Origin of the sequence: Pseudomonas sp. GW456-L13 (genome assembly GCF_017350115.1) — a bacterium.
Lineage (GTDB): Bacteria > Pseudomonadota > Gammaproteobacteria > Pseudomonadales > Pseudomonadaceae > Aquipseudomonas > Aquipseudomonas jessenii.
The window spans coordinates 3,115,097-3,140,904 of record NZ_JACNAS010000001.1; the positions used below are offsets into that span (position 1 = coordinate 3,115,097).

General features: G+C 61.3%; 17 protein-coding genes. 3 read left to right on the forward strand and 14 right to left on the reverse strand.

Annotated elements, in window-relative coordinates:
* Window positions 1-19: 19 nt before the first annotated feature.
* Together J4D25_RS14010 and J4D25_RS14015 are read right to left on the reverse strand one after the other, a co-directional pair.
* Window positions 20-8,158, reverse strand: coding sequence for an Ig-like domain-containing protein (locus J4D25_RS14010; RefSeq protein WP_373423031.1), 8,139 nt, complete (start codon window positions 8,156-8,158; stop codon window positions 20-22).
* Window positions 8,159-8,289: 131 nt separating this feature from the next.
* Window positions 8,290-9,126, reverse strand: coding sequence for a sulfotransferase (locus J4D25_RS14015; protein ID WP_373423032.1), 837 nt, complete (start codon window positions 9,124-9,126; stop codon window positions 8,290-8,292).
* A 316-nt stretch (window positions 9,127-9,442) separates the two neighbouring features.
* Here J4D25_RS14015 and J4D25_RS14020 point away from each other — a divergent pair, with 316 nt between their 5' ends.
* Together J4D25_RS14020 and J4D25_RS14025 are read left to right on the forward strand one after the other, a co-directional pair.
* Window positions 9,443-10,030 carry a phage tail protein gene (locus J4D25_RS14020; protein ID WP_057712536.1) on the forward strand — a complete coding sequence of 196 codons (588 nt, stop codon included), beginning with the start codon at window positions 9,443-9,445 and terminating at the stop codon, window positions 10,028-10,030.
* A gap of 54 nt (window positions 10,031-10,084) precedes the next feature.
* Window positions 10,085-10,396 carry a hypothetical protein gene (locus J4D25_RS14025; protein ID WP_057712537.1) on the forward strand — a complete coding sequence of 104 codons (312 nt, stop codon included), beginning with the start codon at window positions 10,085-10,087 and terminating at the stop codon, window positions 10,394-10,396.
* Window positions 10,397-10,419: 23 nt separating this feature from the next.
* Here J4D25_RS14025 and J4D25_RS14030 read toward each other — a convergent pair whose 3' ends face one another.
* The 8 genes from J4D25_RS14030 to J4D25_RS14065 form a co-directional block, all read right to left on the reverse strand.
* Window positions 10,420-10,917 (reverse strand): GNAT family N-acetyltransferase, encoded by a 498-nt coding sequence (locus J4D25_RS14030; RefSeq protein WP_057712538.1) that lies wholly within the window; start codon window positions 10,915-10,917, stop codon window positions 10,420-10,422.
* Between the two features lie 11 nt (window positions 10,918-10,928).
* Window positions 10,929-13,025 carry an efflux RND transporter periplasmic adaptor subunit gene (locus J4D25_RS14035; protein ID WP_057712539.1) on the reverse strand — a complete coding sequence of 699 codons (2,097 nt, stop codon included), beginning with the start codon at window positions 13,023-13,025 and terminating at the stop codon, window positions 10,929-10,931.
* On the reverse strand, window positions 13,026-14,345 hold the full coding sequence (locus J4D25_RS14040; RefSeq protein ID WP_057712540.1) for an efflux RND transporter periplasmic adaptor subunit: 1,320 nt from the start codon (window positions 14,343-14,345) through the stop codon (window positions 13,026-13,028).
* Complete coding sequence (locus J4D25_RS14045; RefSeq protein WP_057712541.1) at window positions 14,342-15,121, reverse strand: efflux RND transporter periplasmic adaptor subunit; 780 nt, start codon at window positions 15,119-15,121, stop codon at window positions 14,342-14,344. Before J4D25_RS14045 ends, J4D25_RS14040 begins: the two co-directional genes overlap by 4 nt.
* A 79-nt stretch (window positions 15,122-15,200) precedes the next feature.
* The gene (locus tag J4D25_RS14050; RefSeq protein ID WP_057712542.1) at window positions 15,201-16,778 is read right to left on the reverse strand and encodes an efflux transporter outer membrane subunit; all 1,578 of its coding nucleotides are present in this window, start codon (window positions 16,776-16,778) and stop codon (window positions 15,201-15,203) included.
* Window positions 16,775-17,839, reverse strand: coding sequence for an HlyD family secretion protein (locus J4D25_RS14055; RefSeq protein ID WP_057712543.1), 1,065 nt, complete (start codon window positions 17,837-17,839; stop codon window positions 16,775-16,777). Before J4D25_RS14055 ends, J4D25_RS14050 begins: the two co-directional genes overlap by 4 nt.
* A 26-nt stretch (window positions 17,840-17,865) precedes the next feature.
* Entirely contained in the window at window positions 17,866-19,398 is a 1,533-nt protein-coding gene (locus J4D25_RS14060; RefSeq protein WP_057712544.1) for an MFS transporter, read from the reverse strand.
* Window positions 19,399-19,605: 207 nt separating this feature from the next.
* A complete protein-coding gene (locus J4D25_RS14065) occupies window positions 19,606-20,535 on the reverse strand; it encodes a LysR family transcriptional regulator (RefSeq protein ID WP_057712545.1) in 930 nt (309 codons plus the stop codon).
* A gap of 242 nt (window positions 20,536-20,777) precedes the next feature.
* Here J4D25_RS14065 and J4D25_RS14070 point away from each other — a divergent pair, with 242 nt between their 5' ends.
* The gene (locus tag J4D25_RS14070; protein WP_079246691.1) at window positions 20,778-21,788 is read left to right on the forward strand and encodes an RHS repeat-associated core domain-containing protein; all 1,011 of its coding nucleotides are present in this window, start codon (window positions 20,778-20,780) and stop codon (window positions 21,786-21,788) included.
* 25 nt (window positions 21,789-21,813) lie between these two features.
* Here the strand turns inward: J4D25_RS14070 and J4D25_RS14075 are convergent, their stop codons facing one another.
* From J4D25_RS14075 to J4D25_RS14090, 4 genes are read right to left on the reverse strand one after another with little or no spacing between them, the layout of a single operon-like run.
* Window positions 21,814-22,680, reverse strand: a complete 867-nt coding sequence (locus J4D25_RS14075) for an ABC transporter permease (protein WP_057712547.1) — start codon at window positions 22,678-22,680, stop codon at window positions 21,814-21,816.
* 21 nt (window positions 22,681-22,701) lie between these two features.
* On the reverse strand, window positions 22,702-23,562 hold the full coding sequence (locus J4D25_RS14080) for an ABC transporter ATP-binding protein (protein WP_057712548.1): 861 nt from the start codon (window positions 23,560-23,562) through the stop codon (window positions 22,702-22,704).
* Between the two features lie 5 nt (window positions 23,563-23,567).
* Window positions 23,568-24,593 carry an ABC transporter substrate-binding protein gene (locus tag J4D25_RS14085; RefSeq protein ID WP_057712549.1) on the reverse strand — a complete coding sequence of 342 codons (1,026 nt, stop codon included), beginning with the start codon at window positions 24,591-24,593 and terminating at the stop codon, window positions 23,568-23,570.
* An 18-nt stretch (window positions 24,594-24,611) separates the two neighbouring features.
* Window positions 24,612-25,499, reverse strand: a complete 888-nt coding sequence (locus J4D25_RS14090; RefSeq protein ID WP_057712550.1) for a TauD/TfdA family dioxygenase — start codon at window positions 25,497-25,499, stop codon at window positions 24,612-24,614.
* Window positions 25,500-25,808: the final 309 nt, after the last annotated feature.

A 25,808-nucleotide genomic window follows, 5' to 3' on the forward strand; every position in this document is an offset into this window, starting at 1 on the left:
TCACAAGTGGAGGTTTTCATCAGGCCTGCATTTCGCTGATGCCGGCCAGTTTCAAAGCGGCGGCCAGGTTATCCACCTGCTGCTGCTCGTTGTCTTTGAGCTGTTGCAATTGCTGGCCCAGGGTCGGTGCGCCAAACACCCCGCGCAGGCCCTGGGAAACATCGCCGGACTTGATCGACTGACTGCCAAAGGCGTTCAACGAATCGCGTTCGCTACTGCTGTCCTGATTGAACAGGCTCGATAGCGTGCTGGTACTGAACACACCGCCATCCCCGCCGCCGAAACCGAGGAAACCATGCCCCGAGCCATCGCCTCCGCTGTCATTGCTGCTGAAAACCTGTGCGATGAAACTCGGGGCCAATGCACCGTGGTTCATGAAAATATCGCCCAACGGCCGGATACCGTTGCCGATCACCCGTTGTTCGAACAACGGCTGGAAGGTCAATGGTGAGCTGAGGTTGCCCGTCGGAGGCGTGAAAATGGTCGGTTGCAGCGGCACGTTGGGCACATCGGTCAGCGTCACCGGGGGGTTGCTGCGCAAATCCGGGTCTGCCGACACGAAAACGACCGAGGAAGTTGGCACCGTGTTGATGACAAAATTGTCGGAATAGCTCACGCCGCTGCCACTGTTGCCGGCCATGTCGCTGATACCGGCATAGTCGATGCTGATCACGTTGCTGGCGATATTGACGTTGGCGGTCGGTGTCAGGGTCGCGGTCCAGGTCTTGCCGCCATCGCTGCTGCTCAGGTCGGACAAGGTGCCGTTGGCAATACTGATGTCGGACAAATCAAAACCACTGACCGCTTCGTTGAAGGTGATGGTTACCTGCGAAGTCTGACCCACGCCCAGGTTCGGATTGGCGACCACGACGGTGGCGCTCGGCAGTTCGCTGTCGAGGGTGTAATTGTTCGACACCGCCACCGTGTTGCCAGTGTTGCCCACCAGATCTGTGACGTTGCGGGTGTCCAGGGCGATGAAGTTGCTTGGGTCGGTGACATTGGCCGTCGGCGTGAACGTCGCCGTCCAGGTCTTGCCGCCATCGCTGCTGCCGAGATTGCTCAGGTCGCCGTTGGTCACGCTCAGATCGGACAGGTCGAAGTGGCTGACGGCTTCGCTGAAGGTGAAGGTCACCGTAGTGGTCTGGCCGATACCGAGGTTCGGGTTGACAACCACGATGTTCACCGTTGGCCGGGTCGCATCAAGCGCGTAATTGTTGGAGATGGCGATACTTGCGCCGAAGTTGCCGGCAACGTCCTGCACGCGACCGGTGTCGAGCACGATCAGGTTGGTTGTGTCGTTGATATTGGCGGTCGGCGTCAGGGTCGCGGTCCAGGTCACGCCGCCATCGCTGCTGCTCAGGTTCGACAACACACCATTGGCAACGCTGATGTCCGACACATCGAAACCGCTCACCGCTTCGCTGAAGGTGATGGTCACCGTGGTGGTTTCACCGATGCCAAGTTGCGTGTCTGCAACCACGATGGAGGCGGTCGGCAGCGCGGTGTCGATGGCAAAATTGTTTGAGTCGGTAGTGCCCGTCCCCGCGTTGCCCGATGCATTGGCCACGCCGCTATTGTCGAGCGTGATCAGGTTGCCGGCGTCGGTAACGTTCGAGGTTGGCGTAAAGGCCGCTGTCCAGGTAATGCCGCCATCGCTGCTGCTGACGTTGCTCAATGTACCGTTGGCGATGGTTAGGTCGGCGTTGCTGAAACCGGTCACCGCCTCGCTGAACGTGATGGTCACCAGGGTCGTTTCGCCAGCCTTGAGCGCCGTGTCGGCGATCACGATGCTGGCGGTCGGCACACTGGTTTGCACCAGGTAATTCGCCGAGTTGGTCACCCCGCTTCCGGCGTTGCCAGCCGCATCGGTGACACCGGTGTTGTCCAGGGTGATCAGGTTGGTGGTGTCGGTGATGCTGGCGGTCGGCGTGAAAGTCGCCGTCCAGGTGACGCCGCCGTCGCTGCTGCTCAACCCGTTCAGAGTGCCGTTGGCGACGCTCAGATCGGAACTGTCCAGACCACTGACCGCTTCGCTGAAGGTAATGGTCACCAGGGTCGTTTCGCCGGGACGCAGGTCGGTGTCGGCCATGACAATGGTCGCGGTCGGGCGTTGGCTGTCGATCGCGTAGTTGTTCGAATCCGTGGCCCCGATGCCGGCATTGCCTGCTGCATCCTGAACACCGCTGTTATCGAGTTGGATGAGGTTGCCGGTGTCGGCGATACCCGCCAACGGTGTCAGAATGGCCGTCCAGGTGATCCCGCCGTCGCTGCTGCTCACCGCACTCAAGGTGCCATTATCGATGGTCAGGTCGGCGTTGGTGAAACCCGTCACCGCCTCGGAGAAAGTGATGGTCACCAGCGAGGTTTCGCCGACGCTCAGAGCCGTGTCGGCGACCACGATGGTGGCGGTCGGACGCTCGGTGTCGATGGCGTAGTTGTTGGAATCGGCGGTGCCGCTGCCCGCATTGCCGGAGGCGTTCTGCACGCCGCTGTTGTCCAGAGTGATCAGGTTGGAGCTGTCAGCGATGTTGGTGGTCGGCGTGAAGGTTGCCGTCCAGGTGACGCCGCCATCGCTGCTGCTCACCGCGCTCAGGGTACCGTTGGCGATGCTCAGGTCGGCGTTGCTGAAACCGCTCACGGCCTCGCTGAAGGTGATGGTCACCAGCGAGGTTTCGCCGACGCTCAAGGCAGTGTCGGCGACCACGATGGTGGCGGTCGGCAACACGGTGTCGATGGTGAAATTCGCGGAATTGGTCGTACCCGTACCGACGTTGCCTGCCAGGTCCGCGACACCGGAGTTGTCCAGGGTGATCAGGTTGGTCGTGTCGTTGACCGCGACGGTCGGCGTGAACGTCGCCGTCCAGGTGATGCCGCCGTCGCTGCTGCTCACCGCACTCAACGTGCCGTTGGGAACGGACAGGTCATCGTTGCTGAAACCGCTCACAGCCTCGGAGAAGGTGATGGTTACCAGCGAGGTTTCACCGGCGCTCAGCGTCGGGTCGGATAGCACAATGGTTGCGCTCGGGCGCTGGCTGTCGATCGAAAAGTTGTTCGAATCGGTGGTGCCGCTGCCGGCGTTGCCCGACCCGTCGACCACACCGCTGTTGTCCAGGGTGATCAGGTTGGTGGCGTCGGTGATGCCAGCCGTCGGAGTAAATGTCGCGGTGTAAGTGATGTTATCGCTGGTGCTGAGATTGCTCAGAGTACCGTTGCTCACCGTCAGATCGGCCGTGGTAAAGCCAGTGACCGCCTCGGAGAACGTGATGGTCACCACCGATGTCTGACCCACCGCCAGCGCCGAGTCCGCGACCACAATGGTGGCTGTCGGGCGCACGGTGTCGATCACGTAGTTGTTGGAGTCGGTGGTGCCGCTACCGGCGTTGCCCGAGCCGTTTTGCACACCGCTGTTATCCAGGGTGATGACGTTACTGGTGTCGGAGATGGCATTGGTCGGCGTAAAGGTTGCGGTCCAGGTGATGCCACCATCACCGCTGGTCACGGAGCTCAAGGTGCCGTTGGCGATGGTCAGGTCGGCGTTGGTGAAACCCGTCACCGCCTCGGAGAAGGTGATGGTCACCAGCGAGGTTTCACCGACGCTCAACGCACCATCGGCCACGACGATAGTGGCCGTCGGCAGCACCGTATCGATGGTGTAGTTACCGGAGTTGGTAGTGCCGCTGCCGGTGTTGCCCGCCAGATCGCTGACTCCGGTGTTGTTCAGGGTGATCACGTTGCTCGAGTCATTCACGCCGACGGTTGGGGTGAAGGTCGCGGTCCAGGTGATGCCACCGTCGCTGCTATTCACCGAGGTCAAGGTGCCGTTGGCGATGCTCAGGTCAGCGTTGGTGAAACCCGTCACTGCCTCGGAGAAGGTAATGGTCACCAGCGAGGTTTCGCCGGCACTCAGGGTGGCGTCGGCCAGGACAATGGTCGCAGTGGGTCGGACCGTGTCGATAGCGTAGTTGTTGGAATCGGTGGTGCCGCTGCCGGCGTTCCCCCTCAGATCAGCCACGCCGGTGTTGTCCAGGGTGATCAGGTTTGTGGTGTCGTTGATGCTCGCCGAAGGCGTGAAGGTTGCCGTCCAGGTGATGCCACCGTCGCTGCTGCTCACCGCTGTGAGCGTACCGTTGGCGATGGTCAGGTCGGCATTGGTGAAACCACTCACCGCTTCGCTGAAGGTGATCGTGACCAGCGAGGTTTCGCCGATTCTCAGTGCCGTGTCCGCGACCACAATGGTTGCCGTCGGGCGCACGGTGTCGATGGCGTAGTTGTTGGAGTCGGTCGTGCCGATGCCCACGTTACCGCTGGCGACAGCCTGCACACCGGTGTTGTCCAGCGTGATCAGGTTGGTCGTGTCGGTGATGCTGGCAGTCGGGGTGAATGTCGCGGTCCAGGTGATGCCGCCGTCGCTGCTGCTCACCGCTGTGAGTGTACCGTTGGCGATGGTCAGGTCGGCGTTGGAGAACCCACTGACGGCTTCGCTGAAAGTAATGGTCACCAGCGACGTTTCACCGATTTTCAACGCATTGTCGGCGACCACGATGGTCGCCGTCGGCAGCACCGTATCGATGGTGTAGTTGCCGGAGTTGGTAGTGCCGCTGCCGGTGTTGCCCGCCAGATCGCTGACTCCGGTGTTGTTCAGAGTGATCACATTGCTCGAGTCATTCACGCCAACGGTAGGGGTGAAGGTCGCCGTCCAGGTGATGCCACCGTCGCTGCTGCTGACGGAGGTCAAGGTGCCGTTGGCAATCGTCAGGTCGGCGTTGGTGAAACCGCTCACCGCCTCGGAGAAGGTGATGGTCACCAGCGAGGTTTCGCCCGCGGTCAGCGTTGGATCGGCCAGCACAATCGTGGCAGTCGGACGAACAGTATCGATGGCGTAGTTGTTCGAATCGGTGGTGCCACTGCCGGTGTTGCCCGCCAGATCGCTGACCCCGGTGTTGTTCAGGGTGATCAGGTTGGTCGTGTCGTTGATGCTCGCGGAGGGCGTGAAGGTCGCCGTCCAGGTGATGCCGCCGTCGCTGCTGCTCACCGCAGTGAGCGTACCGTTGGCGATGGTCAGGTCGGCGTTGGTGAACCCGCTCACCGCCTCGCTGAAGGTGATGGTCACCAGCGAGGTTTCACCGATTCTCAGCGCCGTATCCGCGACCACGATGCTGGCCGTCGGGCGCACGGTGTCGATCGCGTAGTTGTTGGAGTCGGTGGTGCCGCTGCCGGCGTTGCCCGACAGATCGCTGACCCCGGTATTGTCCAGAGTGATCAGGTTGGTCGTGTCGGTGATGCTGGCGGACGGGGTGAAGGTCGCCGTCCAGGTGATACCGCCATCACTGCTGCTCACCGCAGTGAGCGTACCGTTGGCGATGGTCAGATCAGCGTTGGTGAACCCGCTCACCGCCTCGCTGAAGGTGATGGTCACCAGCGAGGTTTCGCCGATTCTCAGCGCCGTGTCCGCCACCACGATGGTCGCGGTCGGACGAAGCGTATCTATCGCATAGTTGTTCGAATCAGTGGTGCCGCTACCGGCGTTGCCCGCCAGATCGCTGACCCCGGTGTTGTTCAGGGTGATCAGGTTGGTCGTGTCATTGACGCTGGCCGTCGGGGTGAAGGTCGCGGTCCAGGTGATGCCGCCATCGCTGCTGCTCACCGCCGTGAGCGTTCCGTTGGCAATCGTCAGGTCAGCATTGGTGAACCCGCTGACCGCTTCGCTGAAGGTAATGGTCACCAGTGAGGTTTCACCGATTTTCAGCGCCGTGTCCGTAACGACGATGGTGGCCGTCGGGCGCACAGTGTCGATCGCGTAGTTGTTCGAGTCGGTGGTGCCGCTCCCGGCATTGCCCGCCAGGTCGCTGACCCCGGTGTTGTCCAGGGTGATCAGGTTGGTCGTGTCGGTGATGCTGGCGGTTGGGGTGAAGGTCCCCGTCCAGGTGATGCCGCCATCGCTGCTGCTCACCGCCGTGAGCGTACCGTTGGCGATGGTCAGGTCGGCGTTGGTCAAACCGGTCACGGCCTGATCGAAGGTGATGGTCACCAGCGAAGTTTCGCCGACTCTCAGCGCATTGTCTGCCACTACGATGGTCGCGGTCGGGCGTACGGTGTCGACCGTGTAGTTATTAGAGTTGGTGGTGCCGACGCCGGCGGTGCCCAGACCGTTTATCACCCCGGTGTTGTCCAGGGTAATGACGTTGGTCGTATCGGAAATACTGGCGGTCGGCGTGAACGTTGCCGTCCAGGTGATGCCGCCATCGCTGCTGCTCACCGCAGTGAGCGTACCGTTGGCGATGGTCAGGTCCGCATTGGTGAAACCGGTCACGGCCTCGGAAAAAGTGATCGTCACCAAGGACGTTTCGCCGATGCTCAGTGTGGTGTCAGCAACCACGATGGTCGCGGTCGGTGGTGGCGCATACGCGGTGTTGAGTACACCCCCGTCGTTGTAGATGGTCGCGAAGGAGGTCGGCGAGGTGCCGGTTGTACCTCCGCCCTGCGCGGTACCGCCTGCACCACTGGCCGCGGCATTACCGGCCAGGGCGGCGAAGTTGGCGGCCGTCATCAGCAGCGTGCCTTTGTTCCAGATCGCACCGACGCCCCGGCCGCCCAGGCCGCCATTGCTGGCATTGCTGCCTTGGCCACCGCCACCGCCACCGCCGCCACCGGCGCCGATGTTGTTGCTGATGGTCGACGTGCCGATGACGGTGATGGTGCCGCTACTGGCGTTGTAGATCCCGCCCACCGCGTTGCCGCCGGCGCCACCCACCTTGTCCCAACCGGCCCCGCCGCCGCCACCACCAATGGAAATCGTGCCATTGGTGGCCGTCGCACCGTTACCACCGTTGCTGTAATAGGAAACGCCCAGCCCGCCGGCCCCGCCAGTGGTGGTACCGCCACGACCGCCCATGTGGGTGGCGTCATAACCGCCGCCGTAACCACCGACGCCACCGCTGCCCGCCTGGCCGCCCAACGTGCCGGTGCCCGGCCCTGCCGAACCGCCATGCCCGCCGCCCTGGCCGCCCAGACCGCCGCCGCCACCGCCGCCGCCGCCGTAAAAAGCGCCCGTGACACCGCCGCCGCCACCGCCACCGGAAGCCCCGTTGGAGGTCACGGTAACGTTGTTCAGGGTCAGAATCCCGGCGTTGAAAATACCCCCGGCCATCGCGCCCGTGGCACCGTAGCCACCGTTGCCACCATTGCCCGACACCAGGCCACGGGTGATCACCAGGCCATCGAGCGTGACGATACTGCCTGAGCTCACTTCAATCACTCGGGTCCTGTACTGACCATCGAGAATCACATCCGCCGCACCGTCGTTGTTCAAGTCGCCATCAACGGTGACGTTCTTGTTGATCAGCAATTCGGAGGTCAACTGCACCGTCATGCCACTGCTGAAGGTGACGATATCGCCGTTCTGCGCCGAGGCGAGGGCGGCACGCAACGAGCCGACGCCCGTATTGGCGTTGTTGGTGGCGGTCCAGGTGGCCAGGCCCCACTGATAGTCGCTCATGGCTGTGGTCGAGAGCACGTTGGCGCTTTCGATGTTGCCGGTGGCGATTTCCAGATTCCAGTCGCCGCCCACGCCGGTACGGTTGCTCGAAGCCGCTACATCGCGGCCGGTCATTTGCGCCAGCGAGTCGACAAAGCTCAGGCCACGCTCGCCTTCGGCGGTGTAGCAGCCGTAGATCAGGATGTCACCGCCAGCGTTGATGTCCTTGCCGATTTCCGCCAGCACCGCGCTGCGAGCGGCGACGTTGTCAGCCGACAGATAGCTGTCGCCCAGCCACAGGTCGCCAGCGTTGCCGTGGGCGATGATCTGCACCGAGCTGATGCCCTGATGCTGATCGAGGTAGTCGGCAATTTGTTGCAGTCCATCCTTGCCCGTGTCCAGCTTCACGATCTGGGTCCCGGGGGCGACGCCCCGGAGCAGGCTGTCGGCATCTTTCACCCGAGAGTCGACGAACACCACGCTCTGCCCTGGCACCGCAACCGGGCTGACAGCCGGCGCGGCATCGGTCTGGCCGTGGGTGTCCTTGCTGATCGTCGGGTGATCGGCAGTCGGTGTCTTGGCGGCATCGGCTGTGGAATGGCTATCGGCCTGGGCCGCGGTATCGGCCACCGTGGCGGCGACGGCGCCGTCGAACAGCATGCGTGGTTCAAGGGACATGATCATGGGCGCCGCTGGCGTCCGTTGACCTTCGGTTGCCCGTGACGTTGCCTTTACCCCGCCAAAAATGGTCCACCACATGCTGCTCACCCGGATTCGAACGAATATACGTAAGGCATCAATGAAAAACGCCGCGATCAAATGTTCGCGGCGTCGGACTTCATACGAATGACATTGGCGGCGCTGGCAGAGCCATCGAGCCAAAAGGACAAGTCTGAGTATTGCTTGAACAGATCCGGCGGCAGGATGGTGCGCCGTGCCTGCACGGCAATTTTGGGTCTGACCTTGTGCAGGCCGGCCACCCCGAGGGCTTGATCGAATTCCGGGGCGTCGTACGCCAGGTGTTCGAAGTCGTGCTCGAACCAGGGTTCGTCGATAAAGTCGTAGACCAGCCGCAGCACCCGCTCCGGAGCCTGGGTCAGCAAGTCATAGTCGATGATCAGCAAGGAGTCGGCATGCTCGCCGTAATAGGCTTCCTTGAGCGCCGCCCAGGCAAAACCCACCAGGCGATTGCGCTGGGCCAGGGTTTCGCAACGGCTGTAGACGGTGTTGCGCTCGACGGCATCGCCGAAGAGTTTGGTGTTTTCATAGGGATTGGCGCGGTACAGACGCTCGATGCTGTCCATGACCCAGGCGACGTTGCGCACGCAGGCAATGACCTTGGCCTTGGGAAACAGATCGCTGATGGCCGGCAGGCGCGAACTCCACAACCGATTGGTGTCGAACACCACCGATTTGTCGGCCTTGTCGGCGTAAAAGGAATCAAACAGGCCGCGCAACAGGCGACGGCGCATATCGGTGTCGATAACGGCACCAAACTCGCTGCCGGCGCTGCACTGCTCCAGAACACCGGAAAACAGGGAACCGACGGGGCTGGTCATTCCGGCATGGAAACGCGGATTCTGCAACAGGATTGCAGAAAGCAGGGTCGACCCCGAGCGCGGCAAACCGGAAATGAAATGAAAATGGTGCAAGTCCATTCACCGTATTTGATAGTCCTTTTGTAGGACAAAGCGTAGTCGATCGATAAAACTTCGACTAGTGGTCTTTTGATATCAATTTGAAGCTAAATCGACTTGATACCGAGCTTTTCGTAAACAGTGAAGGACATTAGCGACGACAGCGTGGGAAGCGCGTCCATCGGACAAACACAACCTCGCCACGACACCCACAATCTACGTCTACGCTGTGGCGTGGCGTGACCTTGCCACGTAAAGAAAAGGAGTCGACACCCCCAGGTGTCTGGCAGCCGCGTGGCGCGCCAACCACCAACCTGAAGGATAAGGATTAATGGAAGTATTTATCGGCACTATCCAGCCTTTCGCCTTTGATTTCGCCCCCCAGAACTGGGCCCTTTGCAATGGCCAGACGTTAAGCATTTCGCAATGGAGTGCATTGTTCTCGCTGATTGGCGTGAACTACGGCGGTAACGGCCAGACCACCTTCATGCTACCCAACCTGCAAGGTCGATTACCGATGGCCCAGGGCACCGGCACCAATCTCAGCCCGCGCACCATCGGCGAGATTTCCGGTACCGAAAACGTCACCGCGACCATCGGCAACATGCCCAACCACACCCACCAGATGTCCGGACTGACCGCCACCACCACCCTGCAACTGGCCAACCCGCCGAGCAATCCCGTAAACGTGCCAACGGCAACCAACGCCTTCATCGGCGCTTCGAGCGGCGGACCGGGGACGGCGAACATCTACTCCGATCAACAAGGGGCAACGGCGGTGGCGCTCCAGGGCGTGAGCACCACCGTCACCGGAGAGATTGCCTCCACTGGCGGGACCCAGCCCATGAGCGTGATGAACCCGTTCCTGGTCATCAACTTCAGCATCGCCCTGCAAGGGTATTTTCCATCGCGTGGCTGAAGGTTCGCCGGGGGCCGCGCGCCCCCGGCACTGTTCACTTTTCGGAGGCAGATCATGTTGCAAGCGGTTCAAAGTCATCATTTCCAGACCCTGCTGGGCCAGACCGTTGTCCTTCGCCTGCCCGACGGCAGCGAATTGCCGGTGCAGTTCGAACACCTCGAAGACTCACCCCGCGCCCGCATGCGCAACAGTGAGCGCATGCCATTCAGTGTAGAGTTCAACAGCCTGGTCCCGACCGATTTTGTGGACGGTTTATGCACGCTGCAATTGCCGGAACTGGGCAAAGTGGAAAACATTTTCGTTTCCCGGGTGCCGTCGATGGGACGTGATCCGCAACGAGGCTACTTCTACATCGCCTTCAACTGACCCTTTTCTGGCTCGCAGTGCCCTCAGCCTTGCGGATACCACACCAGCCTTTGTGCCGCGACGTTGTACTCCTGCACTGCAAAGCCCAGCGCCAGGTAATGTTCAAGCGCATGGGGATTGCTGGCCCAGACCACCGTCGCCACCGGGCAACGAATCTGTTGGGCGGCCTTCTGCACCCCCTGCAATACCGCCCGCCCATACCCCTGCCCCCGCGCCGCCGGGATGAAGGCCAGATACAGCACGCGAATCTCATTCGGTCCGAAATCAGTGCTCAACGCGCCGATCGCAGTGCCGAGTTTCTCAACCACGTAATGCATGGCATTGGGGAAGTTTTCACCCAGTCCTTGCTCCTGTACCTGGAATTGCTGGGCCACAATCTGCTCGACCACCTCCACGCTGTCGTCGATCCATTGCAGGTCCGGTCGGGCCGATTGATACAGGCGCTGCAAAAAAGGCCCATCGCTTGCTCGCGAAGGCCGCACCACCAAACCTTCGGCTGCCACAGCACTGCTGTTCGCCATCGTCGCACTCCTTAAAAACCGCTTTCCCTGACCCCCAGCGCCGCCATGCGTCGCCAGGCGACCCCCAATAACGACTCGCCGCTGCCCTGCAACACCACCACGCCGCGCAACGGCTGCACCGGCGTCGGCGCCGGTTCGAGGGTACTCAATCGCGCGCCATACTGCGCCTGTACCGGCTCGGCTCGTTGATACTGATCGCGACGCACGGCAATCGGTCCGTGGTGATCGGAGGTCAGTGCCTCCTGATCGACAAACGCCACACCGTTGGTGTCGATTTCGCTCAGTTGCACCGCAATCGCCGGATGCATCGGATCATCGGCGATAAACCGTCCAGTGGCGCCCGGCGCCACGCGCCAGAGTTCTGCCTCGGCCAGATAGCCACGCAAGCGCACGCCGTCCTCGACCACCCGCGCCAGCGGTTCCCGGGTCGACAGCCAGCGCCCCACCGCCCATTGCGGCAGCAGATCTCGAACGGTGCCGGCATGGGGGGCGCGCAATAGCAATCGCTCGCGCTGAGCCGCCAGCCCCCGGTACTCGGCGACCGCTTCGGCCAGGCGCTGCTCGACGATTGAGGCATCGGAGGCCGTTTCGCTGCGGCTGGCCTGACGGCGCATTTGCAATTGCTGAATCTCGATTTCCCGGCGCGCAATGGTCTGGCGCGAATCGAGATCCGGGGACTCCAGTTCGATCAGGACATCACCCTGCGCCACCGACTGCCCGTCATGCACCTTCACGGCTTTGATCCGTGCCGCCACCGGCGCATGCAAGGTGTTGACCCGGCCCGCTTCCAGCATGGCCGGCACCTCGACGGCACTGCGCCACGGCAGGATGAGCACCAGCAACAGCCCGAGCAATGCCAGGCTGCTGAGCAGCACCCGCGGTCCATGCGCCTGCTCGCGGCGGCCCCACCACTGGTGCCACTCACTCATGATGGGCAGAAAGATGAACCAGACCAGCTCCACCAGCATCAGGAAAATCCCCAACACCTTGAAGAACAGGTGATAGACCGCCAGAGCGATCCCGAAAAACAATGCCGCGCGCCATAACCACGAGCCATACCCCCAGATCAGCAAACGCCGTTGCATTGTCGGCGACCAAGGCTCCGGCGCCGCTGCGCCGTAGCCGAACAAAAACTCGCGCAGGCGCCAGCGGCACAGGGCAAACGCCCGACCTTGCAGGTTATCGACCTGCCAGAAATCGCTGAGCAAAAAATAACCGTCAAAACGCATGAATGGGTTGAGATTGACCACCAGTGTGGTGATCCACGTAGCACTGGCGAGCATGAACGCGGCGGTGCGGGCGGGACCGTCGGGCAACAACGACCAGGCCAGCAAGGCAATGCACGCCAACAGCAACTCCGCCAGCACGCCGCCAGCGCCAATCAGCAACCGGGCCTTGCGATCATTGACCCGCCAGGCATCGCTGACATCGGTATAAAACATCGGCAGCAGCACCATGAACGCCACGCCCATGCTCTGTACCCGGCACCCGGCGCGCTTGGCCATGAACGCGTGACCGAATTCGTGGCAGAGCTTGGCGAAGAACAGGGCCACGCCAAACGCCATTGCGCCGCCAAGGCTGAACAGATGCGGAAACGTCGCGATAAATCGCTGCCAGTCCCGCGACACCAGAAACACCCCCACCCCCAGCACGGCGGGTAATCCGTAGCGCAGCGCTCGCGGACCGAAGCGCTCCAGCCAAGGCCAGACACGGTTGAGAAAACGCTCAGGGCGCCACAACGGAATTCGAAAAAACAGGTACTGATGCAGCAACACTTGCCACAGGCTCCGGCGCTGGGCATCCGCTTTAACGCTGTAGCTGGCACGCTGCTGGGGGTCGAGGGCGGTAATCAGGTCGTGGCTGCGCAAAAAAACCAGCAATTGCTCCAGATCCGTACCGTCCAGCGCCAGTCCCGGCTCACGATTGGCCGCTTGCAGGACCTGCTCGGGTTCACCCAGCGACCAGTGACGTAACAAACGCATCGCCGTCGTACCGAGCTTGAAGTAATGCCCTCGCACCGGGTCGGCCAGCGTCCAGCTGGGCGCACCGTCCAGCGCCGGCGCTGCCGGGGACAGTTGCAGGTCGGCACGCAGGCCGGGCAGGCTCATTTACAAGCCCACGCTCTGACGCAAACCGGCCAACGGTCGACGCAGCAGGTACAACCCCAGCGGCGCCCGGTCACCGAAGATTTTCGCCGTGCCGCGCAATCCGATGCGCGGAGGTGGCGCATCGAAATTCGCATCCAGCCGATAAGCCAATTGCCCGCCCGCCGTAGGTTGCGCTTCATAAGCCGAACGTTCGAGTCTGGCCAGATGCCGTTGCAGCGGGTCACTGTCGAGAAACAAGGCGACTTCAGCGCCGGGCTCCAGGGATATCGCGTCCCCCACAGCCAGCTCGATACGCAATTGCGCCTGGGTCGGATCGGCGATCTCCATCAGCCGCTCGCCGGTCTGCACCGGCTTGCCGGTCCAGCGTTCGGCATCGGCAAACACCGCAATACCATCGCGCTCGGCGCGCACTTCGCTACGCTTGAGCAGTTCACGGGCGTAGTCGCGCTCGGCGCGTTTCTGTTCAACCCGGGCGGCCAGCAAATCCAGTTTCGAACTGGACTCGGCATCGGCGAACGAACGCTGAGAGTTGGCCTTGAGTTCCGCCTCGGCAACCCCGAGGGCGCGTTCGGCGACATCGGCCTGAGCCTTGAGCGTGGTGCTTTCGAAGCGCAGCAGCAATTCGCCGGTCTTCACCGTCTGATTGGGCTTGACCAGGAACTCGGCAATGACACCGTCCAGCGGTGCCGCCACCACCCGACCGCCCAGCGGCACCACTTCAGCCGGTGCCAATACGGACTGGCGCACCGGGATCAACAGCCCGAGCAATAGCACTGCAACCAGCAAGCCCCGGCGTTTGCGGGTCCAACGCAGACGCCAGGGCTTGCGCGGTTGCAACGCCTGCCAGGCGTGGCTGTAGGTATCACCCAGTTGCGCCAGCAGCACCTGTTCGGCAGGGTTCCACGCAACGTCCCGGGCCAGCCACAACCCACCGAACACCTTGCCCTGACGATCGACCAGCGGCAGCCAGAACACCTGCGCCGCCGACAGGCTTTGCCATTCAGCCCGCAGCGACTCACCGAGGACATCGGCGGCAACGACCCGCGCCTGCTGCAATTGTTCGCGTTTGAACAACTGAGCCACCGCCTGCTCGACGAACGCTACAAAGGGTGAGTTCGGCTCCACCGTACTGACACCGGTCACGGCCTGCACCTTCCCGGCGATTAACAGTGCCGCATGGCGAAAGCCAAACAATGCCTGTCCATCATTGACCAGGCTGTAAGCCAATTGGGCGGACGTTTGGGCTGCGCGGGTCTGGCGCTCAAGATCAAGAAAACGTGCGAATACCTGTTCGGCACCGCCGCTCACCGGCGCGTTCACTTGAACTCCGCGAAATGCGCAGTGCCGCTCATGCCCGCCAGCAACCCGCTGGCGTCGGGCACGCTGGCCACCAGCAGCAGGGTCTGGCTGCCTTCATCGATTCGTGCGCCCAGGCGTTTGACTGTCGCATCCAGCGGCTTGCCGGTTTCATCGGGGACAAAACTGAAGGTCTGGCCGGGCTTGAGTCGGGCCATCCAGCGCGAGGGCACCAGCAAATGGATTTCCAGGGTGCGATTATCGACCACGTCCAGCAAGGGTGCGCCGGCAGGTACGCTTTCATAGCGCTGTACCTTGCGCTCGACGACCTGGCCATCGAACGGCGCCTGCACGCTGCAACGCTTGACCTGCACTTGATACACCTGGGACTGCGCCTGGGTTTCGCTGACCTTGGCCTCGGCACGTGCCACTTCGAAACGCCCGACCGAATTCAGCGCGGCCAGTCGCCGGTTGTGCGCCAGTTCTTCACCCGCGCCACGGCTGGCCGCTTGAGCGGCATTGAGCTGCGCCTGATAGGCCGAGCAATCGAACCGCGCCAGGGTATCGCCCTTCTTGAACGATTCTCCCTCACTGAACGGCAATTCGACTATCCGCCCGGGCACCTCACTGGCCAGTACTGCCTGATCCCGGGCCCGCAGTACACCGCGGGCCTCGGCGCTGGTCGCAGTACTGGCGCCTGCATCCATTTGCGCAAGCGGGTCGTCTGCCCCAGGCGTTTGCGCCTGGACAGCGCTCGCGACGAGGACCGATCCCAACCCCAACACACAGAAAATCCGCATGACCGCACTCCCTTTCGGATCAACCGAGTCTACGGCAGCGGTGACTAGCGTCAAGCAGATGGCCATCATTGCCTGCGTATTAACGCTGCGCCGTCACGGCCAACGGATACACCGACTCCCAACCCCCACCCAACGCCTTGTACAACCCGACGGCCGCCAGCGACACGCCGGTCGAGCTCTCGACCCACTGCTCCTGCGTCGCCAGCAACGCTCCTTGCACGGTGAGCACCGTGACGAAATCCACCACGCCCTCAACGTACTGCTGTTGCGCGGTGTCCAGCGCAATGCGGTTCTGACGTACGGCTTCGGCCAGACTGTCGCGGCGCAACTGGCTGGCGTTGTAGGTGGTCAGTTGGTCATCGATTTCATGCCAGGCGCGCAACACGGTTTGCTGATAGATGATAGCGGCTTCCTGTTGTTGTGCTTCGCGCAACTCGAGCACGCCACGCAAGCGTCCGCCGTCGAACAACGGCAAGCTGAACTGCGGGCCGATCCCGAACGAACGCGAACCCCAGGAACCGAAATCGCTCAATTGCATGGCCTGGGAACCGATGTTCCCCGACAGGGTGATTCGCGGATAGAAATCGCCCTTGGCCACGCCAATACTCGCGGTCGCGGCATGCAGCCGTGCTTCGGCCTGGCGAATGTCCGGCCTGCGTTCAGCCAGTTGCGAGGGCAAGCCAATGGCGACCTGGCGCGGCGTTTGTGGCACCGGTGCGTCTGTGGATAACTCCGCCGTCAATGCCTGGGGCGCTTCGCCCATCAACAGACTCAAGGCGTTGATCAGTTGCCACTGGCGCTGCTCCAGTGCGGGCAGACGTGATTCGATGGCCGCCACCTGCGCGGCGGCTTCAGCGACATCCAGATCCGTCGCGACGCCGTCGGCCAGGCGCAATTGCGAAAGCTTCAGGCTATGGCGGGCGACGTCGAGGTTCTGTTCGGTGACGAGCCGGGTGCTCTGCACGCCACGCAGTTGAATGTAGTCCTGGGCGGTTTCGGCCAGCACCGACAACAGCACACCGCGTCGGTCGTTCTCGGCGACTTCCAGGTTGGCGTCGGCCGCTTCGGTTTCCCGACGCACACGCCCCCAGAAATCCAGCTCCCAGGCGGCGGAAAAGCCGGCATCCCACAGGTTGAACGCGGATTGGCCGTTGTGCCCTGACGGGTCGCTCAGGCCTTCACCACTATTACGTTTTCGGGCGTAACTTCCCGTGGCGGCGGTATTCGGATAGCGGTTGGCGGTGATCACCTGGCGAACGGCACGGCTTTGCTGCAAACGGCTGCTGGCCTGCTTCAGGTCGAGGTTGTCGTTCAGGGCGCGTTGCGTGAGGGCCGAGAGTTTCGGGTCGTTGAACACCTCCCACCAGCGCTCGTTCATCGTTTCGGCGATGGCTTGGCTGGCGGCTACCTTTGATGGTTTCGACCACTCGGTGATTTGTGTGGGCTGAGGTTTGTGAAAGTCCGGGCCGACGGTGCAGGCAGATAGGCTCAGCATAAGCAAGGCAGAAAAAGTCAGGCGAGGCTGATAACCTCTTCGCGAGCAAGCCCGCTCCCACAATGGACTTTCTGTGATGCGAAAATCTTGTACTTCGCGCATAACCCTTGTGGGAGCGAGCTTGCTCGCGATGGCGTCCGCACCGTCAACACAGGTTTTCATCGCTGAGTCACCTCACGCGAGACACCACTGCCGGTATCGATGCTCGCCTCCACCGACATCCCCACCCGCAAGCGCTCGGCCAGCGACTGTCCCGGCTCCAGCACGATTTTCACCGGTATCCGCTGTACCACCTTGGTGAAGTTGCCGGTGGCGTTGTCCGGTTTGACCGCGGCAAACGTCACCCCGGTGGCCGGTGCAATGCTTTCGACACGACCGTTCAGTGCCGCACCGCCCAGACTGTCAACGCGCACTTGCACAGCCTGCCCAGGCTGCACATCCGTCAGTTGGGTTTCCTGGAAATTGGCCATCACATAAGCCTGCGCCAACGGCACCACGGCGAGGATTTTGCTGCCCGGTGTGACGTAGGCGCCGACCCGCACCGCGCGTTCGCCGACCATGCCGTCCTGTGGCGCGACGATCCTTGTATAGGACAACTCGTAGCTGGCCATTTCCAGCTTCGCTTGCGCCCGTTTCAGCCCCCCTTCGGCTGCATCGCGCTGGGCCGTGAGGATCTCCACTTGCTTGCGCTCCGCCGCCAGTACCGCCGTGGCATTGGCCAGCCGCGCGGAGGCCTGGTCGATGCGCGTTTGCGCCTGTTGCGCGTTTTGCACCGTGCCAGCGCCCACACCGGCGAGGTGGTTGTAGCGGTTCAGTTCATGCTCGGCAAACGCCATTTCCGCCTTGGCCGAAACCACCGAGGATTGCGCCTGGGCAATCACCGACGCCTGACGCTCGAGGGTCGCCCGGGCGTTTTGCAGTTGCGCCCTGGCCACCAGCGTTTCGGCATCGGCGGCCTCGGCGGCGGCGCGTAGATCCCGGTCATCGATCAGTGCCAGCAACTGCCCGGCCTTGACCTGCTGGTTGTCCTCGACCAGCACTTGCTTGATAAACCCGGCAACCCGCGGCACGACCAAGGTGAAATCCGCCGAGACATAAGCATCATTGGTGTTCTGCTGCGTACGCTTGCCGAACAGGCCGGGCATCGCCAGGTACAGCAACACGCCGACGGCCAATGCGGCGGCCATGGCAACCGCGACTTTCTGCTTTGCTTGAGTGTTCATAAAAACCTTCTGTATCAGTGGAGCAATCAGGTCGGTGCGCGCGGTGGATAAATCCGCGTCGGCAGCCAGAAAATCAGCAGGATCAAGATCACCGCGATACCCGCCATGCACAGGTAAAGATCAGAGGAAGTGAGCACCACCGCTTGCTCATGCAGCCGATGAGCGAGGCTTGTGCTGTCGCGCTCGGCCAGCGGTGAGTTGCCGAGACGGTCGACCAGCATGGTCGAGTGGAAATGCAGGCGTGCCGTGGTCAACGCCTCGATCACCCCGGTGGCGATGACCGCCGACAGGCCTTTGACGGTGTTGAACCAGGCCGATGCGAACGGCCCTTCCATCGGGTTGATGCTGCCGGTGGACAGCATCAGCAATGGCAACACCGCCATGGGCTGACCGAAAATCTGCAGCCATTGCAGCACATAGAAATCGTCGCGAATCCACGCGGACGTCAATTGCGAGCCGCCGACGCACGACAGCGCCAGCATGCTCAGGCCAATGCCCAACACCCAGCGGCAATCGACCCAGCGAAAGTTGCACAGCGCCGCCACCAACGGCAGCGCAATCAATTGCGGCAGCGCCGCCAGCAGCATGATCGGCGCGGTCTGCACCGGGCGATAACCCTGGACCTGCGCCAGGTAGCTGGACGGAATAATGATCACCGCCTGCAACACCACCAGCACGCCCGCCAGGGTCAGCAGGGCGAAAGACAGGTTACGGATGCCGAGCATCTGCATCTTGAAAAACGGAATCGGCTGCGACCACTCGCCGGCCAAAAACAGCACCAGCAACAACAGCCCGCCGCCGAGCAATCCACAGATCAGGTTCGACTCGAACCAGTCCAGGCGATTGCCCTGCAGGATGCCGATCACCAGCATGCAGATGGCGGGAAAGCCCAGCAGTACACCGCGCCAGTTGAAGGACTTGAAGCGCTCCAGGCGCAGGGGGTCCTGGGGTAAGCCATACGCCACTGCGGCCATGGCAATCAGGCAAGGCGCGATGATTTGCCAGAAGGTCCATTGCCAGCCGACATACTCGGTCCACAACCCCGCCAGCGGCGTGCCCAGACCCGGGCCGAACGTCGCCGTCAGGGCATAACCGGCCAGGCCATACAACTTCACATTGGCCGGCAGAAAGCGCAGGGCCACGGTCATCAGCATGGGTGGCAATGCACCGCCCGCCAGGCCTTGCAAGGTGCGTAGCAACAACAGACTTTCGTAATTCGGGGCGAAGGGGCACAACACGCCCAGCAGGGTGAACAGGCTGATGGCGCACAGGGTGAAACGCCGCAACGAGAACGTCACCGCACACCACGGCGCGAACGCCATGGCCGCCACCGAAGTCGCGGTATAACAGGCGACCAGCCAGGTGCCTTCGTCGTAGCCGATGGCCAACGCACCACGGATATCGGCCAGGGCGACTTTGGTCACCATCTCGTTCAGGCCCGATATCAGCACCGCCACTAATACGCCAACCAGGCCGATAATGATCCGCGGACCGAAGACAGGTGGAGCGGCTGCCGTGCTGGCCGCAGCAACAGGTGCCGTGACCGTAAGGGAAGTCATGTACTGCAAGCTCCGGCGTGGAAAGACCGAAGCATTCTAAGAAGCGTAATGCCTGACGAAAATCAACTTATTGGAAGGTTATAAGTGCGCCAAACGCAATAGTACAAAACTCTGTGGGAGCGAGCTTGCTCGCGATAGCGGCAGGTCAGCCAATAAAGATGTCGAGGCTGCCGGCCTCATCGCGAGCAAGCTCGCTCCCACAGGGGTTCAGCGGTGACTTTCAGGTTGCGCGGCCAACCACGTTTCATCGCAGCAGGTTTTCAGCGTTTCACGCAGCCAGCGGTGGGCCGGATCCTTGTCGAATCGCGGATGCCAGGCCTGTGTCAGCATCAAGGTCGGCAACGGAATCGGCAGGTCGAACGAGCGCAGCTTCAGTCCGAGCCGCCGCACACTCAGCAAGGCTTCCTTGGGCACCGGTAGAATCAGGTCCGAATCGGGCAAGGCAAACATCGCCGCATGAAAGCTTGGCGCAATCACCGCCACCCGCCGCTCCAGCCCCAGGGCATTGAGCGCGGTATCGATCGGACCTCGGGCAATGCCGCGCCGGGACATGCTGATATGCGAGAACCCCGCGTAACGCTCCGCCGTGATCTCTTCGTCGAACAGCGGATGATCCTCGCGCACCAGGCCGACAAAGTGGGTGGAAAACAGGTTCTGAATCTTCACTTCCGGGGTCAACGGCCGGGTGTTGCTGACGCTCAGATCGATCCGCCCTTCGCGCAATGCCTCATCATCGCCATCGCCTTCCGGGACGAAACGCAATTCGCAGTGCGGCGCCTGCCGGTCAAGGGTGTCGAACAGCTTGCCGCCGTAGACGCCGACAAAGAAGTCGTTGGCCCGAATACTGAAACGCCGCCGCAGCGAACTCAGCTCCACCATATCGGCCGAACGAAACAGCAAACCGGCCTGCTCCACCACGCTGCGAACCTGTTCGCGCAATTCCAGTGCCTTGGGGGTCGGTACCAGGCCACGGCCGGCGCGCACCAGGATCGGATCGCCAATGGCCTCGCGAATGCGCGTCAACGTCCGGCTCATGGCCGCCGGGCTGAGGTTCATCCGCCGCGCGGCGCCCACCACACTGCCCTCGTCGAGCAGGGCGTCGAGGGCGACCAACAGGTTCATGTCTGGGAGCTGCATCGTGAGCACTCGTGTTTGATCTGAAATGATTCAGACGCAATGCTAGCAAACAAACTGCCGAATCATGTGTTGGCAGCACCGACCTCTTCGCGAGCCTGCTCGCGAAAGCGGTGGAACCGTCACCACATCCATTCGCGCTAACCCATAGATACAACTCACACCACTATCAGTTCTGATAGTTCGCAAACCTGGCTCAAGCGAGTAAAACTCAAAGCCTGCCCCGTTTCCGCGAAGATCCCGGCATGAGCCAACCTGTTGATCGAGACAACCGCAGCCGGCCACGCGTAGTACTGCTGGCAACCGACCGCAGCCAATCCATCATTGGCGAAATCGTCGATGGCCTGACCAAAACCATCGACTACTCAGCGTACGGCGAGCAGTCCGCGCAGCAGAGAGTCGAGACACGGCTGGGGTTCAATGGCCAGTTACGTGAAGCGAATATCGGTTGGTATTTGCTGGGTAATGGTTACCGCGCCTACAACCCTCGGTTGATGCGTTTTCACAGTCCGGACAGCTGGAGTCCGTTTGGGCAGGGTGGGTTGAATGCTTATATGTATTGCGCGGGGGACCCGATCAATCGGGCGGATCCTACGGGGCATTGGGGAGTGGTATCTATACTTTCCGCCACTAGAGAGCTTGGGATCATCGGTTACCTGACTTCTTCAGTAGGAACGGGATTGAATATTGGCTCTTTAGTAATAAGTCGCGGACAAGCTACCCTCGCAAATGGTTTAGGCACGATATCCGGGCTGACAGGGATGGCTGCAGGACTTTCAAACATGTTTGATATTGCTCCTCAGGCATCTCAATTGCTTTCCGCTACAAGTTTGGTATCGGGCGCAGCCTCGACTTATCTTGGCTATCGGTCAATGCGGGCAAACTTCAGGCATCTTGGGTGGTACGAGGCGCCTTTCAGCAGACCGCCAGGCAGCCCTCCTGCGTACTTCGATATTAACCCACTGACTGGCGCCTCCAGAGCCAAGCCGTCAATGCCCCCCGTCTACCCCCTCAATCGCTCAACTCTAATTGATGTATCAGCAGGCGAAATACCACCAGCTTATTCACGACAAGATCCTGATTTGTTCTCGAGACCATTGCTTGACGCAGATAATCGCCGGGCGCTTTCAACGTTTCTAGAACCGATAGGAGTCCATGGAACACCATCGCCCCTGCGTCAAGTTCGACTTCGTAGAGAGCGCTTGAATCGGCTAGACGGGATATCCACTGCACAGACAATACGGCAGAGGAGATGAAGACCAACAATGGACGGTGTCACACTCACCGCACCATCCCCCACCGCCTGACCGTCACCCGCTCCAGCGAATCGAACACCAGATTCTCCACCAGCAATCCAATCAGAATCACCACCGCCAACCCGGCAAATACCTTGTCCGTGTACAGCTCATTGCGATTCTGAAAGATGTACCACCCCAACCCACCTTTGCCGCTGGTCGCACCAAACACCAACTCGGCGGCAATCAAGGTCCGCCAGGCAAACGCCCAGCCGATTTTCAGCCCGGCGAGGATTGACGGCAGTGCCGCCGGAATCAGGATGAACAGCACGAAGCGCATGCCCTTGAGGCCGTAGTTGCGCCCGGCCATGCGCAGGGTTTCCGAGACGCCGAGGAAGCCGGCGTAGGTGTTCAGCGCCAGAGCCCAGAGCACCGAATGCACCAGCACGAAAATCAGGCTGTTTTGCCCTAAGCCAAACCACAACAGCGCCAGCGGCAACAGCGCGATGGCCGGCAACGGGTTGAACATTGAAGTCAGAGTGCTCAGCAGGTCACGACCGAACTGGGTCGACACCGCCAGCGTGGTCAGGGCAAACGCCAGAACGATGCCGATCAGGTAGCCCTTGAGCAGCACCACCAAAGAAATCCACACCTTGCCCAGCAACTCGCCGCTGAGCAGGCCGTCGTAAAGCGCGTGAGCGGTTTGCACAAAACTCGGCAGCAGCAGGTCGTTGTTTTGATACCTGGCAACCGCTTCCCATAGCACGGCAAGCAAAATCAGGATCAGGCTTTTGCGCAGCCAGCCCTGTTGCCACAGGCGTTGGCCGAGGGGCAGTTCGCGCTCCAGCGGCACGCTGGTCAGTGGCGGCAATACGGTTTCGAATTCTTCACGCGGGGATGATAAATGGCTCATCGGGCCCTCCTTTCAACTGGCTCAATAAGCGATGCGGATATCAGCGAAATCCAGTTCATGCTCGGCTTGCGGTGATTGACCTTCGTCGAACAACAGTCGATGAATACGTCGCGCCGATTCCTGAAACGCCACACCGCCGAGGCTGTGCAAATCGTACTGGTGGCTGTGGACTTCCGCCCTCACCCGTCCGGGATGGGGTGACAGCAACAGAATGCGATTGCCCACCACCAGTGCCTCTTCGATAGAGTGCGTGACGAACAGCAGCGTGAAACGCACCTCCTCCCAGAGCAGCAGCAATTCTTCCTGCATCTTGCGTCGGGTCAGGGCATCGAGCGCGGCAAAGGGTTCGTCCATCAACAGGATTTTCGGCTGCATCGCCAGCGCCCGGGCGATGGCGACCCGTGCCTTCATCCCGCCTGACAAGGTGTGCGGATAAGCATCGGCAAACGCCGCCAGGCCGACCTTTTCCAGATAGTGCAGCGCTCGCTCTTCGGCCTCCCTGCGCTTGAGGGTTTTCGAAGCCAGAAGCGGAAACATCACGTTCTGTTTGACGGTTTTCCACGGCGGCAGTTGATCGAACTCCTGAAACACCACGATCCGGTCCGGTCCCGGCGCATCGACGCGCTGACCTTGCAGACGGATCTCGCCTTCCACTGGCTGGATGAAGCCGGCGGCGGCTTTGAGCAAGGTCGACTTGCCGCATCCGGACGGACCGAGCAGGACAAAGCGGTCTGCCGGATCGATCTCGAAACTGACTTGATGGGTCGCCCGCACCACGCGCTGCGGAGTGCGGTATTCGAGGCTGACGTTATCGACCGACAGCAGCGCCTGGGCTGCCGCGATCGGTTTGCTGACCGTGTGGCCTTGCAAAGGAGCGTTCATTTCGGTCAGCTCCCTTGCAGTGGTTTGGTGTCCTGGAAGAAGTAGTCCTTCCACGAATCCGGTTTGTTTTTGATCGCGCCAACGCGGTACAGGAACTCGGCCAACGGGTAGGTATTTTTCGGCGTGACGCTGAACTCGAACTGCGGGTTGTCGATGATTTTCAGCAACGCCGCACGATCGATTTTGACCTTGGTAACGCGGATGTAAGTGTCCGCCGCTGCGCCTTTGTCGTTCTGGGCAAACGTGGCCGCTTCGGTCAGCGCGTCGATGAATGCCTTGTAGGTTTTCGGGTTCTCATTGCGGAATTTCTCGGTGGCGAACAGCACCGTCGGCGAGTTCGGACCGAGCAGGTCATAGGTGTTCAGTACCACGTGCACGTTGGGATTTTCCAGCGCCTGATCCTGGAATGGCGGGTTGGAAAAGTGCCCGGTCAACTCGGTTCCGCCAGCGATCAGCGCAGCCGTGGCATCAGGATGTGGAACAGCGATGGTGTACTTGTCGAGGCGATTGAAGTCCTTGTCACCCCACTGTTTGGCCGCCGCGTATTGCAGGAAGCGCGACTGCACCGACACGCCCACCGCCGGCACTGCGATTCGGTCTTTCTCGGTGAAGTCGGCAATGGTTTTGACCTTGGGATTATTGCTCACCAGGTAGTACGGGAAGTTGCCCAGGGAAGCCACGGCCTTGACGTTCTGCTTGCCGTGGGTGCGATCCCAGATGGTCAGCAGCGGGCCAACACCAGCGCCGGCAATGTCGATAGAGCCCGACAGCAACGCGTCGTTGACCGCTGCACCGCCGGAGAGCTGGGTCCAGTCGACCTTGATGTCGATGCCTTCCTGCTTGCCGTACTTCTCGATCAGGTTCTGATCGCGCACCACGTTCAGCAGCAAGTAAACGATGCCGAACTGTTCGGCAATGCGGATTTCACCTTCGGCGTGGGCCACGGTCGGTGCCACCAGGCTGCCGGCGATCAGGCTGAAACCCAGACCGATGGCCGCGGCCAGAGGTGCGAATGGAAGACGTTTGGACATGATCAGATCTCCGACAAATCAGAAAGGCGCGTCGCCCTGGATGGTGGTGCGATATAGCTTGCGGCGCAGATGGCTGGGGCATCCGGCGGCGAGGTGGATCAGCGAACGGTTGTCCCAGAACACCGGGTCATGGGGCTGCCATTGATGGCGATAGATGTTTTGTGGCAGCACGCTGTGGGCGTAGAGTTCGGTCAGCAGTTGCTGGCTCTCGTCTTCAGGCAGGCCAACGATGCGAGTGGTGAACCCCTCGCTGACGAACAACGCCTTGCGACCGTTTTCCGGGTGGGTACGCACGACCGGGTGGACGACTTCGGCGACCTGGGCGAGTTGCTCCGGGGTCAGGGTAGGGCGCCAGTTGCCTTCGAATTTGGTCTCGCTGTAACGCGCGGTGTAGGAGTGCGCGGCCGAGCGACCTTCAACGGCATTGCGCAACGCGAGTGGCAGGTTGTCCCAGGCTTTGTGCATGTCGGCGAACAATGTGTCACCGCCTTCTGACGGCAACTCCTGGGCATGCAGCATCGAGCCCAGGCTCGGCAGTTCTTTGTAGGAGAGATCGGAATGCCAGAACTTGCCGGCGTCACCCAGGCCGATGTTCTGGCCGTTTTCGACGATGTTGGAGACGATCAGGATTTCCGGATGCCCTGCCAGCAGGAACTGCTTGAGCACATGGATCTGCAACACCCCAAAACGACGGCTGAAATCGATCTGTTGCTCAGGGGTTATGCGCTGGTCGCGGAACACCACCACGTGATGATCCAGGTGCGCGCGGTGAATACGGGCGAAGTCCTGATCATTGATCGGGCGGGACAGGTCGAGACCGATGATCTCGACGCCCACCGCTCCGCTGAACGGGCGGACTTCAAAGAATTGTGGCGCGATGCTTGGCGAAGCTGAAGCTGCAGACATAAATCACTCCCACGCACGGCACGCTCAAAGGCGCGCGCGTCGATCAGAAACTCACGGAGGTCCCGTGTTGGTTCGTGTCGTGCGGCGCGCCGATTGGTCGACAGGTACGCAGGAGACTGACTTTATAGATATAAGAATTGAAATTTAAATACCGTTAACGAATAACGATATGGCGATTGCTAAGGGAGTGGAGGAATCGTGGTGTGACGTTATTTGTCACTTTCTGACAGGATTGTGGTGTTTTGGCGGACGCTATCGCGAGCAAGCTCGCTCCCACAGGGGTCAGTGGAAACACAAAAAATTGCGTTT

Excerpts from the sequence above, each read along its gene's own strand:
- J4D25_RS14010 (WP_373423031.1), bottom strand. The coding sequence starts at position 8,158 with ATGATCATGTCCCTTGAACCACGCATGCTGTTCGACGGCGCCGTCGCC.
- J4D25_RS14020 (WP_057712536.1), top strand. The coding sequence starts at position 9,443 with ATGGAAGTATTTATCGGCACTATCCAGCCTTTCGCCTTTGATTTCGCC.
- J4D25_RS14025 (WP_057712537.1), top strand. The coding sequence starts at position 10,085 with ATGTTGCAAGCGGTTCAAAGTCATCATTTCCAGACCCTGCTGGGCCAG.
- J4D25_RS14030 (WP_057712538.1), bottom strand. The coding sequence starts at position 10,917 with ATGGCGAACAGCAGTGCTGTGGCAGCCGAAGGTTTGGTGGTGCGGCCT.
- J4D25_RS14035 (WP_057712539.1), bottom strand. The coding sequence starts at position 13,025 with ATGAGCCTGCCCGGCCTGCGTGCCGACCTGCAACTGTCCCCGGCAGCG.
- J4D25_RS14045 (WP_057712541.1), bottom strand. The coding sequence starts at position 15,121 with ATGCGGATTTTCTGTGTGTTGGGGTTGGGATCGGTCCTCGTCGCGAGC.
- J4D25_RS14050 (WP_057712542.1), bottom strand. The coding sequence starts at position 16,778 with ATGAAAACCTGTGTTGACGGTGCGGACGCCATCGCGAGCAAGCTCGCT.
- J4D25_RS14055 (WP_057712543.1), bottom strand. The coding sequence starts at position 17,839 with ATGAACACTCAAGCAAAGCAGAAAGTCGCGGTTGCCATGGCCGCCGCA.
- J4D25_RS14060 (WP_057712544.1), bottom strand. The coding sequence starts at position 19,398 with ATGACTTCCCTTACGGTCACGGCACCTGTTGCTGCGGCCAGCACGGCA.
- J4D25_RS14065 (WP_057712545.1), bottom strand. The coding sequence starts at position 20,535 with ATGCAGCTCCCAGACATGAACCTGTTGGTCGCCCTCGACGCCCTGCTC.
- J4D25_RS14070 (WP_079246691.1), top strand. The coding sequence starts at position 20,778 with ATGAGCCAACCTGTTGATCGAGACAACCGCAGCCGGCCACGCGTAGTA.
- J4D25_RS14075 (WP_057712547.1), bottom strand. The coding sequence starts at position 22,680 with ATGAGCCATTTATCATCCCCGCGTGAAGAATTCGAAACCGTATTGCCG.
- J4D25_RS14080 (WP_057712548.1), bottom strand. The coding sequence starts at position 23,562 with ATGAACGCTCCTTTGCAAGGCCACACGGTCAGCAAACCGATCGCGGCA.
- J4D25_RS14085 (WP_057712549.1), bottom strand. The coding sequence starts at position 24,593 with ATGTCCAAACGTCTTCCATTCGCACCTCTGGCCGCGGCCATCGGTCTG.
- J4D25_RS14090 (WP_057712550.1), bottom strand. The coding sequence starts at position 25,499 with ATGTCTGCAGCTTCAGCTTCGCCAAGCATCGCGCCACAATTCTTTGAA.